This window comes from Pseudomonas fragariae (ex Marin et al. 2024), from assembly GCF_059621105.1.
Genome location: NZ_CM184369.1, coordinates 350,590 through 366,294, shown reverse-complemented (window position 1 = coordinate 366,294; position 15,705 = coordinate 350,590). Strand labels below are relative to the sequence as shown.

Here is a 15,705-nt window from a genome sequence, read left to right as displayed (position 1 = left end):
TAAAATTCCAGAAGACACATCTACCCTGAAGGTCCCTGACGAAATGGAATCTGGTTTAGATTAAACTGCCGTTTCGCGCACCGACCCGGCACTCCCACGGATACGCGCAGCATTAGTTGAAATAACGTGTAATTCAGGTGAGGCTGAATTGCTCCGCACCGAGGAATTACCAGGCCGAGAAGGAAATTCAGCTAGCTCTATCGCCTCGGCATAGGTGGGCGGTGGCGCTTCGACATAGGCGGGCGGTGGCGCGTTGGGAAGCTCCATCGCTTGGTCGTAAGTTGGGAGCCTGTCGGTGTATGTTGTTGGGCCTAGGTCAACGGGCTCTCGCCTATCTCTCCAAAGACTTCCATATCTGCGATTGCGCATCAGTCCTCTCCCCATAAAAACCGTCCCGGACAAGACCGAAAGACCACCCATGCCAATTGCTGCGTATTGAAGTGCTGAACTGGTCTCAGGGTTCGACTCTAACAATAGTCCCGCCGGCACCCCGGCCGCAGTGGCGGCGACTCCCATCAATATACCTATAGCTGATCCCTGCGCTGCCACGTTACGCAGAGGTGCAACTGCTAAGCCTACCCCCCCCGTGACCACACCAAGAAGGGCCAGACCTATACCCACAAACAGCTCCTCGTGTTCATGCCCCGTCGGATCAACCCGATTGACCGGATCGCCCACACAATACGCATACGCATTCAGCCCGCCCTTGCCAAACGGGCTCATGCTGTCCGGACTGTTGAAGCGCATCAAAACCGGGTTGTAGGCGCGATAGCCATTGCCGAGCAGGTAATGGCCGGTCAGCGTGTCAGGCTGCTCGCCGTTGAAACCGGGTAGCTCCGCGACAGGCCGGACAGCATCACGATGGCCGTAAGGCGAATAGGCAATATCTGCTTGCTGCATGGCACCGCTCGCGTGCAGAACGCTGTTTTGCTGGTCACCGGAGAGCATCGTCGTCATCACTTCATCACCCTCGCGACTCTGCTGCGCCAGCAGCTGGCCGCCTGCGCGGACACAGGTTCTTTGCCTGCCGCCCTGCAACTCGGTCATCAGTTGTTCGCCGTTGTAGAACCGGTTGAAGACGGCCTGAGCCAACGGCGTCAATGTGGACACACGGTCCAGCGGGTCGTAGGTGTACCTGCACAGAATGGCCATTATCGTTCCTTGATGATGACGAAGTCAGAGCTTCAGCGTGACCCGAGTCGGGATGCAGGTCTACTGGCAGAAATGTCAGCGACCAGGTTCATGTAGAGTGTGGAGAGACGCAATGCTGATTTCAGGCCAAACGGACTCAGGCTTTCGGCGCCGTTGAACCGCATCAAAAGGGGTTTGTAGGCGCGATAAAATTCCAGAAGACACATCTACCCTGAAGGTCCCTGACGAAATGGAATCTGGTTTAGATTAAACTGCCGTTTCGCGCATCGGCCCGGCACTCCCACGGATACGCGCAACACCAGTTGAAATACCGGGTAATGCAGGTGAGGCTGAATTGCTCCGCACCGAGGAATTACCAGGCCGAGAAGAAAATGCAGCTAGCTCTATCGCCTCGAAATAGGTGGGCGGTGGCGCTTCGACATTGGCGGGCGGTGGCGCGTTGGGAAGCTCCATCGCTTGGGCGTAAGTTGGGGGCCTGCCGGTGTATGCAGCGAATGGCGCAGAGCGGTGATCTGGAAGCACTCTCGCGGAGCTATTTGTCGGGCCGCGAGCCCGGCCACGAGTCAATGCGGATTTTGCGGACATTGCACCACCGGCCAATGACAAGGCACCCAGACCAACAGCCGCCCAACCCAGTTCCGAGCCACCCTCTACATCGTAATAATTCATAAGCGCAGATGCTGCAGTCGCGGAAGAAGCACCAAATCCGGCAAGCATAGTCGGCCCAACCACTTTAACGTTCCGTACTCTAGGAAAGGCATAAATGCCTAATGCAACACCCACCACAGCCATGGCCAAGCTTGCATAAAATTCCCAGGACTCATGCCCTGTAGGGTCTGTGCGATTAACCGGATCGCCCACACAATACGCATACGCATTCACCCCACCCTTGCCAAACGGGCTCATGCTGTCCGGACTGTTGAAGCGCATCAAAACCGGGTTGTAGGCGCGATAGCCATTGCCGAGCAGGTAATGGCCGGTCAGCGGGTCAGGCTGCTCGCCGTTGAAACCGGGTAGCTCCGCGACAGGCCGGACAGCATCACGATGGCCGTAAGGCGAATAGGCAATATCTGCTTGCTGCATGGCACCGCTCGCGTGCAGAACGCTGTTTTGCTGGTCACCGGAGAGCATCGTCGTCATCACTTCATCACCCTCGCGACTCTGCTGCGCCAGCAGCTGGCCGCCTGCGCGGACACAGGTTCTTTGCCTGCCGCCCTGCAACTCGGTCATCAGTTGTTCGCCGTTGTAGAACCGGTTGAAGACGGCCTGAGCCAACGGGGTCAATGTGGACACACGGTCCAGCGGGTCGTAGGTGTACTTGCAGAGGATGGCCATTATCGTTCCCTGATGATGACGAAGTCAGAGCTTCAGCGTGACCAGAGTCGGGATGCAGGTCTACTGGCAGAAATGTCAGCGACCGGGTTTATGCAGAGCGCAAAAAGGATGTTCAAAGAGGAGTGTCTTCAATCTCTGGATCACCACTTCGAATACTTGAACGTGAGTATCCATTGCGATCAGACCCAGTTAAGGAGCTCCGCTTCGACATCGCCGCGTTTTTTGCAGCTCGCGCTGGAAGCCTGGAACGATAATACGTCCAGCCACGAAGCCCGACGACAGGGACAACAATAACTATAGCAACGCTTCTCAGCGTACGAGCTGCCAGTGAATCACGCTCGAACTTTCCTGCAATATAAGAGGCGGTCCATGTCGCACTGGCAATCAGCGCCCCGACACCAGTGGCTGCCAAGACTTTTTCCTTCGTGTTCGCCGGTCTTCTGAGCGCGGAAGTCTGGGAGAGGACATTATCGACAGCGTTTGCTTCGGGATCCAGCTTCACTCCCTTTATCACAGCCTTTATAGACGAACGAGCCGTCAGAAGGCCAATAACGCCGGTAACAAGGGCTGCGCCAAGGTAGATGTACGTCTGCACATCATCAATGAGTCCATGTCCCGTAGGATCGGATCGATTGACCGGGTCACCCGCACAATAGCCATACGCATTGACTCCGCCGTTGCCAAACGGACTCAGGCTGTCAGGGCTGTTGAAGCGCATCAGAACGGGGTTGTAGGCGCGATAACCATTGCCCAACAGATAATGACCGGTCAACGGGTCAGGTCGCTCACCGTTGAAGCCTGGCAGCGGGTTCAGCGCTTGCCGATGCCCATAGGGGGTGTAGGCGATAGCGGCAGGCAAGCCGGCCGATACGGTGTGGAGCACGCTGTGCTGTTGGTCCGAGCCGATCAACAACGTGGCGAGCGCTGACTGCGTAGCGAGCAACTGGCGATCGTGATGCAGGAAGCGAAGGTGTTCTGCACCCTGAATCTCGCTGGCCAGCGTGTCGGACTGATAGAACGAACGGGCAATGGCCCCTCCCACAGGCGTGCGAGTCGCGAGCCGGTCCAGCGCGTCGTAGCGGTAGCGGCATAGAGTGATTTGCTGGCGCATGACGAGTAACCGGAGTGGTCTTTCAGCGAGGCAGGCCTCTTCAAGCACACAATGCGTTAACTGAACCTTAGCGGCTACTCGTAGAACTGCTAGGTTTCATCAGGGCTGTCAGGATTCTGAACACATTCCAGCGAGCGCTCCAGCTCGGCCTTGGCCATATTGATCAGATGCACCACCGAGAACGCCAGATCGCGTTTCAGGCCATCGAGGTTGTCACCGGTTTCATACGCGGTGGCAGAGGCACAGCGCAGTATGTCGCTGACCTGTATCAGAGAGTCTTCAAGGGAGGTGGGGAGCGGCGGGGACGGGGTTGAGTTGATCATCGCTTATTCCTTTAGCTGACAAGACCACCAGATGCCTGCTGCTAAACAAACAAGGGTGGCGACTTTGACGCGGGTTAGCAGACCGGTGTGGAACAAGCGCAAGCAACCGGCGCACCCGAAGGTGCCCCACGCAAAGCCGCCATAAACGGCACTTGCGCCACTTGTCATCCACAAACAGGCTGCTAAACCCGATCGCTGAAAATCAGCGACCGACGCAGCCTAGAGTGCAGACTTGGCAGGCGCAAGGGCCCGGGATTTTCTAGGAAAGGTCATACGCAGGAAAGAGAAAAGACTGAAAGAAAGGTCCTGCAGGACAGGTTTTTCGTGAGCGGAAGTAACCTGATTCTTCGAGAAGAGGACGCAGAGCGTCCGGAAATCCATACCCACGCGGAGCATGGGTACGATGGCGTTCCCGAGATCACTTATCGTTCCTCACGCTCTGCGTGGGAATGCCGTTCGTGACGCTCCGCGTCATCCGCAAACCGCGCCGATCAACTGCCCTCGGTGCCGTGCGCTTCTTCGAAGAAGAAATCCTTCCAGCTCGCCGCCTTGTTTTTCAACACACCCAGCTCATGCAGTTTCTCGGCGTAGATGAAGGTGCGCTGCGGCGTGACGGTGAAGTCGATTTCCGGGTCGGCGACGATTTTCTCTACCAGTGGCAACGGCAGCTTCGATTGCTCGACGCGGATGTAGGTCTGCGCGGCAGCGGGCTTGTCGGCCTTGATGATCTTCTCGGCTTCGGCCAGCGCATCGTAGAACGCCTTGTAGGTCTTGGGGTTTTCGTCGTGAAATTTCTCGGTGGTGTAGAGCACGTTGAACGTCGCCTGGCCGCCCAGCACGTCATAGGAACTGAGCACCTTATGCACGTTGGGGTTCTCCAGTTCCTGGTACTGGAACGGCGGGCTGGAGAAGTGCGAGTTGATTTCCGAACCACCGGCAATCAGCGCGGAAGTCGCATCCGGGTGCGCGAGGCTGACCGAGATGTTGTCGAATTTCTTGTAGTTGTCGTTACCGAACAGCTTGGCGGTCTCGATCTGCAACGTGCGCGACTGGAAGCCCACGCCCGCAGCCGGAACAGCGATGCGGTCCTTGTCGGTGAAGTCCTTGAGGGTCTTGACGTTGGGGTTGTTGGTCAGCAGGTAGTTGGGCATCGAACCCAGCGAGGCAATCGCCTTGACGTTCTGCTTGCCCTTGGTGCGGTCCCAGACGGTCAGCATCGGCGGCACGCCTGCCGACACCACATCCAGTGCGCCAGCCAGCAACGCTTCGTTCATCGCGGTGGCACCGGAGATGCTGTTCCAGTCGACCTTGATGTCGAGGCCCTGCTCCTTGCCATATTTTTCGATCAGTTTCTGATCGCGCACCACGTCGAGGATCAGGTAGCCAATGCCGAATTGCTGAGCGATGCTGATCTTGCCTTCAGCCTGGGCACCGCCGCTGAGCAGCGCGCCAAACAAGCCAAGCGTCGCCGCCAACACACTCAGTGCCGGGCGTTGAAATGCAGTTTTCATGTGGTTCTCACCCTGATTATTCAAAAAAAGACGGCGTTTCAACGCTGCATGCCCCAACGCTTGACGGTCAGGCGCTCGATGTTGGCGAACAGCAGGTTCTCGACCAGCAGGCCGATGAGGATCACCGCTGCCAGGCCTGCGAAGACCTTGTCGGTATACAGCTCGTTACGGTTCTGGAAGATGTACCAGCCCAGACCGCCCTTGCCGGAGGACGCGCCAAACACCAGTTCGGCGGCGATCAGCGTGCGCCAGGCAAAGGCCCAGCCGATCTTCAGACCGGCCAGAATCGACGGCAGCGCAGCGGGGATCAGGATGTGCCAGACAAAGCGCAGGCCTTTGAGACCATAGTTGCGCCCGGCCATGCGCTGGGTTTCCGAGACACCCAGAAAGCCCGCGTAAGTATTGAGCGCCAGTGCCCACAGCACCGAATGCACCAGCACGAAGATCAGGCTGTTCTGACCCAGCCCGAACCACAGCAGCGCCAGCGGCAGCAGGGCAATGGCCGGTAACGGATTGAACATCGCAGTCAACGTGCTGAGCAGGTCGCGGCCCAGTTGGGTGGACACTGCCAGGGTGGTCAGGGCGAACGCCAGCACGATGCCGATCAGATAGCCCTGAATCAGTACGGTCAGGGAGATCCAGACCTTGCCCGGCAACTCACCGGAAATCAGCCCGTCATAAAAGGCGGCGGCTGTTTGCAGAAAGCTCGGCAACAGCAGGTCGTTGTTCTGCAGACGTGCGGCCAGTTCCCAGATCACCGCCAGGGCGATCATGATGACGCATTTGCGCACCCAGCCCAGTTGCCAGATGCGCTGTGCCAGGGGCAGGTCGCGGGTCAGGTCTTCCTGAGTGAAAGGCTCCAGCGTGATTTCATATTCTTCGCGAGCGGGAGGTGCGAGGCTCATGATTCGGGTTCTCGGTAGTCGTAAAAAGCGTATACAGAACGCTCTGGGAAGCGTTAATACGCACAGCATTCATTATTTAGCCTTTGATTCTGCTCGCAGGGCGTGGAGCGAGTTTGTTCGCGAATGGGCCGTTACATTCTCAGAAGATGCATTGTCTGAACTACCGTCTTCGCGAACGAGTTCGCTCCTACGGCCTTCGGCCAGAATCAAAAACCTGTACCAGTGCGGCCAGTCAATAAGCGATCCGGATGTCCTGAAAATTCAGATCCTGCTCCACCGGCCCGGTCTCGCCCTCATCGAACAACAACCGATGAATACGCTGCGCGGTTTGCTGGAAGCCAACGCCGCCGAGGCTTTTCAGGTCATACTGGTGGCTGTTGATTTCCGCCCGTACACGGCCAGGATGCGGGGAAAGCAGCAGGATGCGATTGCCAACCACCAGCGCTTCTTCGATGGAGTGCGTGACGAACAGCAGCGTGAAGCGCACTTCGTCCCACAGCTCCAGCAGTTCTTCCTGCATCTTGCGTCGGGTCAGTGCATCCAGCGCGGCAAAGGGTTCGTCCATCAGCAGGATTTTCGGCTGCATGGCCAGAGCCCGGGCAATCGCCACGCGGGCTTTCATGCCACCGGACAAGGTGTGCGGGTAGGCATCGGCAAACGCACTGAGGCCGACCTTTTCCAGGTAGTAACGCGCGCGCTCCAGCGCTTCGGGGCGCTTCAGCGTGCGTGATGCCAGCAGCGGAAACATGACGTTCTCGATCACGGTTTTCCACGGCGGCAGCTGGTCGAATTCCTGAAACACCACGATGCGGTCCGGGCCAGGCTCGGTGACCTGCTGCCCCGCCAGACGAATCTCGCCCTCACTGGGCTCGATGAAACCGGCCACCGCCTTGAGCAGGGTCGACTTGCCGCAACCGGATGGGCCGAGCAGCACGAAACGATCGGCCGGATCGACTTCGAAACTGACCTGATGCGTCGCCCGCACAACGCGTTCTGGCGTGCGGTATTCGAGGCTGACGCCGCGGACTTGCAACAAGGCTTCAGCAGTGGGCTGTGCAGCCGACTGCGCTTGGGTGCTGGCCGTGTGGCCTTGCGCGACAGCATTCATGAACGGCTCTCCTGGATCAAAATGGCGCGGTGCCTTGAATGGTCGTGCGATGCAGTTTGCGACGCAGATGCGCCGGGCAGCCGGCAGCCAGGTGGATCAGGGAACGGTTGTCCCAGAACACCATGTCGTTGGCCCGCCACTGGTGCCGATAAATGTGCTCGGGCTTCACGCTGTGAGCATAAATCTCGTTGAGAATCTGACGGCTCTCGTCTTCCGGCAGACCGAGGATGCGTGTAGTGAAACCCTCGCTGACAAACAGTGCCTTGCGCCCGTTTTCAGGGTGAGTGCGAACGATCGGATGGCTGACTTCAACTACCTGCGCCAGTTGCTCGGCGGTCAGGGTCGGACGCCAGTTGGCGGCGTTATGGCCCTCGGCGTAGCGTGCGGTGTAACTGTGCACCGCTGAACGCCCCTCGACGGCATCGCGCAGGTGTTGCGGCAACGTTTCCCATGCCAGGTGCATGTCTGCAAACAGCGTATCGCCGCCTTCACTCGGCAACTCCTGGGCGTAAAGCATCGAGCCCAGGCTCGGCAACTCTTTGTATGACAGGTCCGAATGCCAGTATTTACCGGCATCGCCCAGGCCCACAGGCTTATCGTTCTCGACAATGTTGGAGACGATCAGGATTTCCGGGTGGTTGGCCAACAGAAACTGCTTGAGCACATGGATCTGCAGCACCCCGAAGCGCCGGCTGAAATCGATCTGCTGTTGCGGCGTGATCTGCTGATCGCGAAACACCACCACATGATGGTCCAGATGTGCCTGATGCAAACGAGCGAAGTCGGCATCGTTCAACGGCCTGGACAGATCCAGCCCAACAATTTCCGCGCCCACCTTTTCGGTGAATGGACGCACTTCGAACGCTTGCGAAGCAGGTTGAGCGGACGATGAAGCGAGGGAGGCTGCTGGCATGAGAACTCCGACTCCAGGACTGTGTGACTGAAAGAAGAAACTCTATAGATATAAGAAAGAGAATTTAAATACCGTTAAAGAATATCGATAGTGCTGAAGTTTTCACTGCCTCGCTGTGTAACGTCAGCCAGCATAAATGTGTCACAGCAGATACATCCAAGTGTAAGACCGCCTTGCTAGGGTCGGCGCCTTATTCGACCTGAGTGAAGCGCCCGCTATGCGATCCAATAAACCGGTTGCCCATGTAATGGTGTCGTCATTGATACTGTCGCTGCTTGCCGTCTCGGTTCAGGCAGCGAGCCGTGCCAATGACAATCGTATAAACGGTGTGGACCTGCTCTCGGGGTTCAACACCCTGTGGACAACCGGCGCAAGCTGGGACACCGGTACGCCCACCGCCCTGGGTCAGAGCCTGCTTCGGCGCAACCTGCAGATCGTGGTCGACCGCGCCAACTCGCGCACGCTGGCGCAGGAAACCGCTGCCTACTTCGATGACCGCCGCGACCAGAGCTACAGCGCCATCAGCGGCCTGGGCTCGCTGAGCGATGCTTATAAAGCCGGCGCGGGCGCGTTCACAACGATCACGCAATTCGACGACAGCAACAAAACCGTCAGGTACGACGACAAGGGCAATGGCGCAGGCAGTTCGTCTTCGGCGCTGGGCAAGGTGGTCGATCTGGTCGGCGCGGTGCGCAACGATGCCTCCACGACTCCGGCCAAGTCCCACTATCTGTATCCACGGCCATGGCGGCAGAGCCTCGACGGACAGAGCCTGGCATTCGTTGTCGCGCCCTCCCTGCGCCCGGCCGAAAGCACCACGCCGGCCAGTGACTCGGGTTTCCCCAGCGGTCACACCAACGCCGCCTACCTGTCAGCCTACGCATTGGCCTACGCGATCCCCGAGCGGTTCAGCGAGTTGATGCTGCGTGCTTCGGAGATCGGCGACAACCGCATCGAAGCGGGCATGCACTCGCCCTTCGACGTGATGGGCGGGCGTATTACGGCGACCTATTTCGCCATCGACAACCTGTCCAATTCCGCCAACACGCAATTGCGCGCCGATGCTCGCGCACAGGCGCTGGCCTACTTCACCGCTCAGTGCGGCGGCAACGTCAACAATTGCATGACGGCCATCGACCCGGCCACCGACCGCACGTCCCAGCACGCGCAGGACAAGGCGCTGTACACCGCGCGCATGACCTACGGCTTCGACCCGGTCGGCCCGACCAACCTGGCCCCGGTCGTGCCGACCAACGCGGAAGTGCTGCTGGAAACACGCTTCCCGTACCTCGACGCCAGCCAGCGTCGCGAGATTCTGGCGACCACTCAACTGTCATCGGGCTATGCAGTGATCGATCAGTCAGGTGGCTACGGTCGCCTGAACCTGTATGCCGCAGGCGATGGCTACGGCGCGTTCAATTCCAACGTCACCGTCAACATGAACGCCAGCCTGGGCGGCTATAACGCCATCGACGCCTGGCGCAACGACATCAGCGGCAGCGGTGCGCTGATCAAGAACGGTACGGGCAACCTGATCCTGACCGGCAACAACACCTACTCGGGCGGCACGCTGATCAACGGCGGCACCCTGACCGGCCATGCCCAGGCCTTCGGCAGCGGCACGATCACCGACAACGCAACGCTGGTGCTCGATCAGTCCACCAACGACACCCTCGCCAACACCCTCACGGGCACCGGCGCGCTGATCAAGCGCGGCGTCGGTTCACTGAACCTGACCGGCAACAGCAGCCTGTCCGGCGCGACGACCGTGCAGGCCGGTCGCCTGGCAGTGAATGGTAGCCTCGGCAACTCCATCGTCAGCGTGCAGCAAGGCGCAACGCTGGGTGGCAACGGCACCGTCGGCGGCATCAACGTCGCTCAGGGCGGCGTGGTCGCGCCGGGTAATTCGGTCGGGCAACTGAACGTCAACGGTGACGTCAACCTGGCTCAGGGTTCGGTCTATCAGGTCGAGTCGGACGCCAGTGGCAAAGCCGACCGCATCGTCGCCAGCGGTCGTGCGACGATCAATAACAGCACGCTGTCACTGGTTGAAGGCGGTAACTGGCTGGCCGCCAGCCGTTACTCGATCCTCTCCGCAGCCGGTGGCGTCAGCGGTGCATTTGCCGCCGTGCAAACCAACTTCGCGTTCCTTACTCCGACGTTGAACTACACCGCGACCGATGTCGGCCTGACGCTGGATCGCAACGCACAAACCTTCGCCAGCCTGGCGACCACGCGCAACGCCAAGGCGGTCGCGCAGGGTCTGGACAGCGCGGGGGCAGGCAATCCGCTGTGGCGTCAGGTGGTACAGGACGACGCCTCGACGGCGCAGGCCACGTTCAGCGCGCTGTCCAACGAGCTGCATGCATCGACCCAATCTGCACTGATCGAAGACAGCCGGCTGGTGCGCAATGCCATGAATGCTCGCATGCAACAAGCGCAATCCGCACAGGCATTCGGCAGCACCACGCAAACCCTGGCCGGGGATGCCTCGCGCGGTGTGGTGTGGACCCAGGCCATCGGCGCGACCGGCCAGACCGACAGCAGCCGCGACGCCTCGGGCCTCGAAACCCGTACCAGCGGCCTGCTGTTCGGCGCCGACGTACCGCTCGACGACACCTGGCGTGTGGGTGCATTGGCAGGCTTCAGCAACAGCAGCTTCGACCTGCGCCACGCGTCCGGCTCGACCGACAGCGACAACTACCACTTGGGTGTCTACGGCGGCGCGAAATGGGGCCAATTGGGCCTGCGCCTCGGCGCGGTGCGCACCTGGCATGAGCTGACCGCCAAGCGCACGCTGGACCTGCCGGGCTCGTCCGAACACTTCAAGGAAGACTACAAGGCAGCGACCAATCAGGTCTTCGGCGAACTGGGCTACACCCTGGAAATGGGCAACGCACAGCTCGAACCCTTCGCCAACCTGGCGCATGTGCGCCTGGACACCGACGCGTTCGACGAGAACAGCAACGCCATCAGCCTGCAGAACAAATCCCAGGACAACCACATCACCTTCAGCACCGTGGGCCTGCGTGCAGCGACTCACTTGAGCGCTGGCAACGTCGTGATCAAACCCAACGCCACACTGGGCTGGCGTCGCGCCTACGGCGACGTCACCCCGGAAAGCCGCTCGGCCTTCAGCGGCGGCAGCACCTTCGAACTCTCCGGCGCCCCCATCGCCCGCAGCGCAGCCGTGCTCGGCGCAGGTGTCGACCTGGGGTTGAGCGATACCTTGAGCGTAGGCTTGAGCTACGATGGACAGGTGAGCAACGACGCATCGGATCAGTCGCTGAATGCCCGGGTGACATTGGCGTTTTAAGGCTGAAGCGGCGGCTCTCTGTAGGGGCGAAGAGCAGCCTGCCGAAGTTATCAGGGGGTCTGAGCGCTCTTGCGTTGACCCTCGATTCCATCCAACTCCAGCTCTCTCGTTTTCATTTCCCGGCCTCCCGATCAGCCTCAACAATCGAGGTCGGGAATGGGCTGCGTGCCTTTGCAAACCACCACAGGGCACCCGCTCCGATAACGCTCGTCAGCACGGCCAGCATCAGGATGACCTGGCGAATGCCCAGGGGCGCTGCGAGCAGGGCCACCAGCAAACCCGCCAGAGGCTGCGACAGGTTGTTGAGCAACGTGATCACGCCCACCGTCTTGCCGAAGTCCTGAGGCGGTATCACCCGCTGCCGGAGGGTGCGCATGTAGACGTTAAACATCTTGTCGAAACCGACGATCAACAGGAACCCCAACGCATAGCCAATCAGGTTCGGGCTCAGGGCGCTGATGAATGCCCCGGTCGCGATCATCGAAAAGCCGACGCCACCCAGCACGCGCATAGGCAGAGCCACGCGGGCCAGGAAGAACAGGATAACGATGGTCGTCACCGCGCCCGCCGCCTGCAGCCCGGCATAGCTGTCTTTGCCGGCGCTGTACTCACCGATCACCATGGCTGCCGATGTCGCCAGCGTGACACCGACGATCAGGTTGACGCCTACCGCCAGCGTGATGATCTTTTTCAATTCCGCGAGGCTGCGGATGTGCCCGAAGGCAATCCGCAATGGCTGCAGCCAGATGTCCTGATGCTGCTCGAACACCTCAAGCGTGATACGGCTGAGACGTTGCCACGCGAGCATGCTCAGGTCTGCCAGCAGGAACAGGCCGGCGGTCAACAGCACCACCCAGTGCCAGGCCCATACTTCAAGCATCAGTGCCGCGACCAGGGGCCCGAGAACCAGCCCTGACTGGTCGGCGATCTGGGAATAGGACAGCGTTCTGGTGTAGCTGTAGTGCTGAAAGATATACGGCATGAGCACTTCGCGCGCCATGATGCCTTGCGTGGTCAGCACCCCGCACAGTGCCGACAACACCACCAGCCATCCGATACCGCCAAAGATGGCGTAGAGCACCATCGCCAGCACGCACAGCGATGCCCGGTAGATCTGGCTGATATGCAGAATTTTGACTGGCGGGTATTTGTCGCAGAGGGCACCGCACAACGGAAACGCGAGAAACCTCGGTAACGATTCGACGAAAAACGCCAGCCCGGCCCATGAAGCGCTGTTGGTGGTCTGGAATACCACCAGCGGCACGATAAACAACAGGATCTGGTCCGCCAGTCTCGATAGAAAAAGCGAGATAAAAAAAGCGAGGTAATCCTTACGCATGGAGAACTCCTGTCAGTAAGCGGTGTGGCATAGCGGCCAGAAGAAACATTAGTAAGCGGATCCCGTACCGTCATTGAGGTTATGTCGCTCGTCCCCACGCAAAGGCGGATTGAAGACGCTGACCAGTATCAGGTCCTGCTCCTTGCCTCCGCGCAGAAAGTGCCGATCGTGCTGGTCAAGCACATACACATCCCCAGGCCGGATCGGAAATACGTTGCCTTGCATGTCCTCGACTTCGCCTTCACCTCCAATGCAATAGCACGCCTCAAGGTGATTGCGGTAATGCAAGAGCGACTCTGTGCCCGCGCGGACAATGGTGTGGCACAGCGTAAAGCCCATAGCATCACGTTCAGTGAGCAGACGGTGACTGGTTCCGGCGCCCCATTCGACGAAATAAGGGGTGTTCTCGACATCGGTTTTGTTGCGAACAAACATGTGAAACCTCTCTGAGGTGGCCGACGGGAAAAAACTCAATTCTTTTGAGCGTTGTCAGTGGCAGGCCGCAGAATCGCGTCGCCACAGGCCTGCATCGTTTCGTTCCAGGTCACGTCTCGGTGCGCGGCCATCGCCTGGATATCACGCCAGTGACGCTGAAGCGGGTTACTGGCAACCAAGGAAGACGCACCGAGCCTTTCCACTAACCGGTGCACGGCCTGTACGCATTGTTGCGCCAGATAGGCGCGGTCGCGCTTGAGCTGCAACAATTGCGCTGCGTCCAGAACCCGGTCACTGAGTCCCGCCTCGTGCAGCCGGGAGATCAACGAGTCATACAACAGCTCGACGCTGTAGAGCTGTGCGGCCGAGTGGGCAGCCTGTTCGGCGATCCGGGGATCACTTACCGCCGATGAACTGTTGAAGGCCGCTACAAACGCGGCAAGAGCACCCTCTGCACAGCCCAGTAGCGGGCCAATGATCGAGGTGGTCAGATAGGGCACGAGGGGCAACCTGTCGATGTAGTCGCACGCCAATGCAAGCGGGTCCTGCGCAAACACTTCATGCAGCGCGAAGACGCGGTCATGCGGCACCAACAACCGCCGGAGCAGCACGTCGTGAGAACCGGTTGCCGCCATACCGCAGCTGTCCCAATTGTGAAGCCTCTCCACTTCGTTGGCGGCGACCAGCACCAGAAAGCGCGGGGTGCAAGCGGCTTCAGGGTGGTCAGCGCAGGGGGCGTTGAGCATTAACCAGGTAGCATCCTCAATGCCCGAACTGAAGCGCCAGCGCCCGTCAACCCGAACACCTTCTGGTTCAAAGGACAGCAGGCTATCGGTACTGGTAGATGCTGAAGCGAACAACTGTCGTGGGCCATGGCTGTAAAGCTGGTCTACGCAGGCGGGGGGCAGTCGCCGGGCGATTGAGCCGTGACCACCCACCAACGCCAGCATCCAGCCTGTGGAGGCACACGCCCGAGCCGCAATCCGTGCGCTTTCTACCAGAGTGGGCCAGTGACCCGTACGTGTGACAGGCGCGCGTGGCGACACCAGATCCAGCCAGCCTTCGGTAAACAGTTCGTCGAATGTGCTACTGCTCAGCCGGCGATTTGTTTCGGCCACAGCAGCCCGCTCTCGCCACAAAGGCAGATACGCGACCGCCCGCTGACACATCAAGGACACTACGTTGCGCTGGAACGCTTGCTCGGCAGGCTCAAGCATCGCCAAACTCCACAACACCTTTTTGCGAAGGAGCTATGGCGCCAAGACGCGAACGTTCAAAGCAAAAATCCGCTGGCTGGACTGTCGGGCCCAGTAGATCCAGAAACTGTTCTAACTGTTGCGGGTCGTCCGAGGCAACGAACTCACAGAAGTTGCTGCTGCTCCATAGCAGGTGCACACATTTGAAGCGAGCGCAAAGAGCGCTCACCAGCGCTTCCAGCGTGACTTGACCGTTTTGCATGTATTCGAGCATCTGCTGGCGCTTCCAGCGTATCTCTTCTTCACTGAAGTAGCGGGTCTTGAACTGCTCATCCTTGATCCGCTCCCGCAAAAGGTATTCTTCCGGATCGGGGTGATCGAGCTTCTCCAGAAAAAATACCAGGCCGCCCGGCTTCAGAAACTGCTTGATGTGGGAAATCTGGCCAACGCGGTCACGGGTATAGAACTGGAATGCGGCCATCTCATAGATGAAGTCGAATCCCCCCCTGAAGCGATCGTATTCGGGGGTCGCCAACAGAGCGCCTGTTACCTTGAACACCGACTGCGCAAAGAACAACGACAACGCCGGGTCGGCATGCCGATTGAAGGTAATCTGATTGGCCGCGTTCGGAGAGGACGTAAAGCTTTGAATCAAGCCATGCGAATGACCCGCGAGTGCGCGGCCGTTACTTCCGTCAAAGGCGTCCACTTCAAACAGGCTGAAGGTTTGGCCTGTTTCCCTGCTATTTAGCTGAGCAAAACGGGCCAGCGCAACGCCGACTCTGGCCAGTTCCTCAAGGATGTAGGGCACGCTGGCCAGAAAGTGGGAAAATAATGGCCCGGCACCCGAGATGAGTCGATCGTGGTAATCAAGGACCTGCGGGTCCTGGATATCGCACCGTAGATGACTGTCCAGGGACTGCAAGGGCACTTGAGTGGCACCTGTTGCCAGACTGTGGAAGTGTCCTGCAAGTTTCAGCATCGCACTCTGTTGCAGGTCACGGTCGAGGGGCGTGTCGACATTTGGCTGGAGTAACGTCTTCATGGCATAGCTCCTTCTA

General features: G+C 59.3%; 13 protein-coding genes. 1 reads left to right on the top strand and 12 read right to left on the bottom strand.

Features of this window, described 5'->3' with window-relative positions; genetic code table 11:
- Window positions 1–60 precede the first annotated feature (60 nt).
- The 8 genes from AC54XV_RS01700 to AC54XV_RS01665 all read right to left on the bottom strand — a co-directional run bounded on the left by AC54XV_RS01700 (window position 61) and on the right by AC54XV_RS01665 (window position 8,358).
- Window positions 61–1,152, bottom strand: a complete 1,092-nt coding sequence (locus tag AC54XV_RS01700) for an RHS repeat-associated core domain-containing protein (RefSeq protein ID WP_496717728.1) — start codon at window positions 1,150–1,152, stop codon at window positions 61–63.
- Window positions 1,153–1,398: 246 nt separating this feature from the next.
- Window positions 1,399–2,487 carry an RHS repeat-associated core domain-containing protein gene (locus AC54XV_RS01695; protein WP_240875327.1) on the bottom strand — a complete coding sequence of 363 codons (1,089 nt, stop codon included), beginning with the start codon at window positions 2,485–2,487 and terminating at the stop codon, window positions 1,399–1,401.
- Between the two features lie 112 nt (window positions 2,488–2,599).
- Entirely contained in the window at window positions 2,600–3,598 is a 999-nt protein-coding gene (locus AC54XV_RS01690) for an RHS repeat-associated core domain-containing protein (protein WP_240885051.1), read from the bottom strand.
- 89 nt (window positions 3,599–3,687) lie between these two features.
- Complete coding sequence (locus AC54XV_RS01685) at window positions 3,688–3,921, bottom strand: DUF6124 family protein (protein WP_103754361.1); 234 nt, start codon at window positions 3,919–3,921, stop codon at window positions 3,688–3,690.
- Between the two features lie 491 nt (window positions 3,922–4,412).
- The gene (locus AC54XV_RS01680) at window positions 4,413–5,432 is read right to left on the bottom strand and encodes an ABC transporter substrate-binding protein (protein ID WP_116866303.1); all 1,020 of its coding nucleotides are present in this window, start codon (window positions 5,430–5,432) and stop codon (window positions 4,413–4,415) included.
- A 38-nt stretch (window positions 5,433–5,470) separates the two neighbouring features.
- Window positions 5,471–6,337, bottom strand: coding sequence for an ABC transporter permease (locus AC54XV_RS01675; RefSeq protein ID WP_103754362.1), 867 nt, complete (start codon window positions 6,335–6,337; stop codon window positions 5,471–5,473).
- A gap of 232 nt (window positions 6,338–6,569) precedes the next feature.
- Window positions 6,570–7,445, bottom strand: a complete 876-nt coding sequence (locus AC54XV_RS01670; protein WP_024659620.1) for an ABC transporter ATP-binding protein — start codon at window positions 7,443–7,445, stop codon at window positions 6,570–6,572.
- A 16-nt stretch (window positions 7,446–7,461) separates the two neighbouring features.
- Entirely contained in the window at window positions 7,462–8,358 is an 897-nt protein-coding gene (locus AC54XV_RS01665) for a TauD/TfdA dioxygenase family protein (protein ID WP_054091454.1), read from the bottom strand.
- A gap of 217 nt (window positions 8,359–8,575) precedes the next feature.
- On the opposite strand from AC54XV_RS01665, the gene AC54XV_RS01660 reads away from it, so the two are divergent.
- Entirely contained in the window at window positions 8,576–11,674 is a 3,099-nt protein-coding gene (locus AC54XV_RS01660) for an autotransporter domain-containing protein (RefSeq protein ID WP_496717724.1), read from the top strand.
- Window positions 11,675–11,786: 112 nt separating this feature from the next.
- On the opposite strand, the gene AC54XV_RS01655 is transcribed toward AC54XV_RS01660, so the two are convergent.
- Genes AC54XV_RS01655 through AC54XV_RS01640 form a run of 4 tightly spaced genes read right to left on the bottom strand, consistent with a single transcriptional unit; the run spans window position 11,787 to window position 15,689 of the window.
- Window positions 11,787–13,013: an MFS transporter gene (locus AC54XV_RS01655; RefSeq protein WP_024659621.1), complete on the bottom strand. Its 1,227-nt coding sequence runs from the start codon at window positions 13,011–13,013 to the stop codon at window positions 11,787–11,789.
- Between the two features lie 48 nt (window positions 13,014–13,061).
- Entirely contained in the window at window positions 13,062–13,448 is a 387-nt protein-coding gene (locus AC54XV_RS01650) for an ectoine synthase (protein ID WP_003403190.1), read from the bottom strand.
- Window positions 13,449–13,483: 35 nt separating this feature from the next.
- Complete coding sequence (locus AC54XV_RS01645) at window positions 13,484–14,665, bottom strand: acyl-CoA dehydrogenase family protein (RefSeq protein ID WP_011266329.1); 1,182 nt, start codon at window positions 14,663–14,665, stop codon at window positions 13,484–13,486.
- A complete protein-coding gene (locus AC54XV_RS01640) occupies window positions 14,658–15,689 on the bottom strand; it encodes a hypothetical protein (RefSeq protein WP_003403194.1) in 1,032 nt (343 codons plus the stop codon). Before AC54XV_RS01640 ends, AC54XV_RS01645 begins: the two co-directional genes overlap by 8 nt.
- Window positions 15,690–15,705: the final 16 nt, after the last annotated feature.

Coding starts and splice junctions, on each gene's coding strand:
- AC54XV_RS01700 (WP_496717728.1), bottom strand. CDS start 1,152: ATGGCCATTCTGTGCAGGTACACCTACGACCCGCTGGACCGTGTGTCC.
- AC54XV_RS01645 (WP_011266329.1), bottom strand. CDS start 14,665: ATGCTTGAGCCTGCCGAGCAAGCGTTCCAGCGCAACGTAGTGTCCTTG.
- AC54XV_RS01680 (WP_116866303.1), bottom strand. CDS start 5,432: ATGAAAACTGCATTTCAACGCCCGGCACTGAGTGTGTTGGCGGCGACG.
- AC54XV_RS01650 (WP_003403190.1), bottom strand. CDS start 13,448: ATGTTTGTTCGCAACAAAACCGATGTCGAGAACACCCCTTATTTCGTC.
- AC54XV_RS01640 (WP_003403194.1), bottom strand. CDS start 15,689: ATGAAGACGTTACTCCAGCCAAATGTCGACACGCCCCTCGACCGTGAC.
- AC54XV_RS01695 (WP_240875327.1), bottom strand. CDS start 2,487: ATGGCCATCCTCTGCAAGTACACCTACGACCCGCTGGACCGTGTGTCC.
- AC54XV_RS01675 (WP_103754362.1), bottom strand. CDS start 6,337: ATGAGCCTCGCACCTCCCGCTCGCGAAGAATATGAAATCACGCTGGAG.
- AC54XV_RS01655 (WP_024659621.1), bottom strand. CDS start 13,013: ATGCGTAAGGATTACCTCGCTTTTTTTATCTCGCTTTTTCTATCGAGA.
- AC54XV_RS01685 (WP_103754361.1), bottom strand. CDS start 3,921: ATGATCAACTCAACCCCGTCCCCGCCGCTCCCCACCTCCCTTGAAGAC.
- AC54XV_RS01670 (WP_024659620.1), bottom strand. CDS start 7,445: ATGAATGCTGTCGCGCAAGGCCACACGGCCAGCACCCAAGCGCAGTCG.
- AC54XV_RS01690 (WP_240885051.1), bottom strand. CDS start 3,598: ATGCGCCAGCAAATCACTCTATGCCGCTACCGCTACGACGCGCTGGAC.
- AC54XV_RS01665 (WP_054091454.1), bottom strand. CDS start 8,358: ATGCCAGCAGCCTCCCTCGCTTCATCGTCCGCTCAACCTGCTTCGCAA.
- AC54XV_RS01660 (WP_496717724.1), top strand. CDS start 8,576: ATGCGATCCAATAAACCGGTTGCCCATGTAATGGTGTCGTCATTGATA.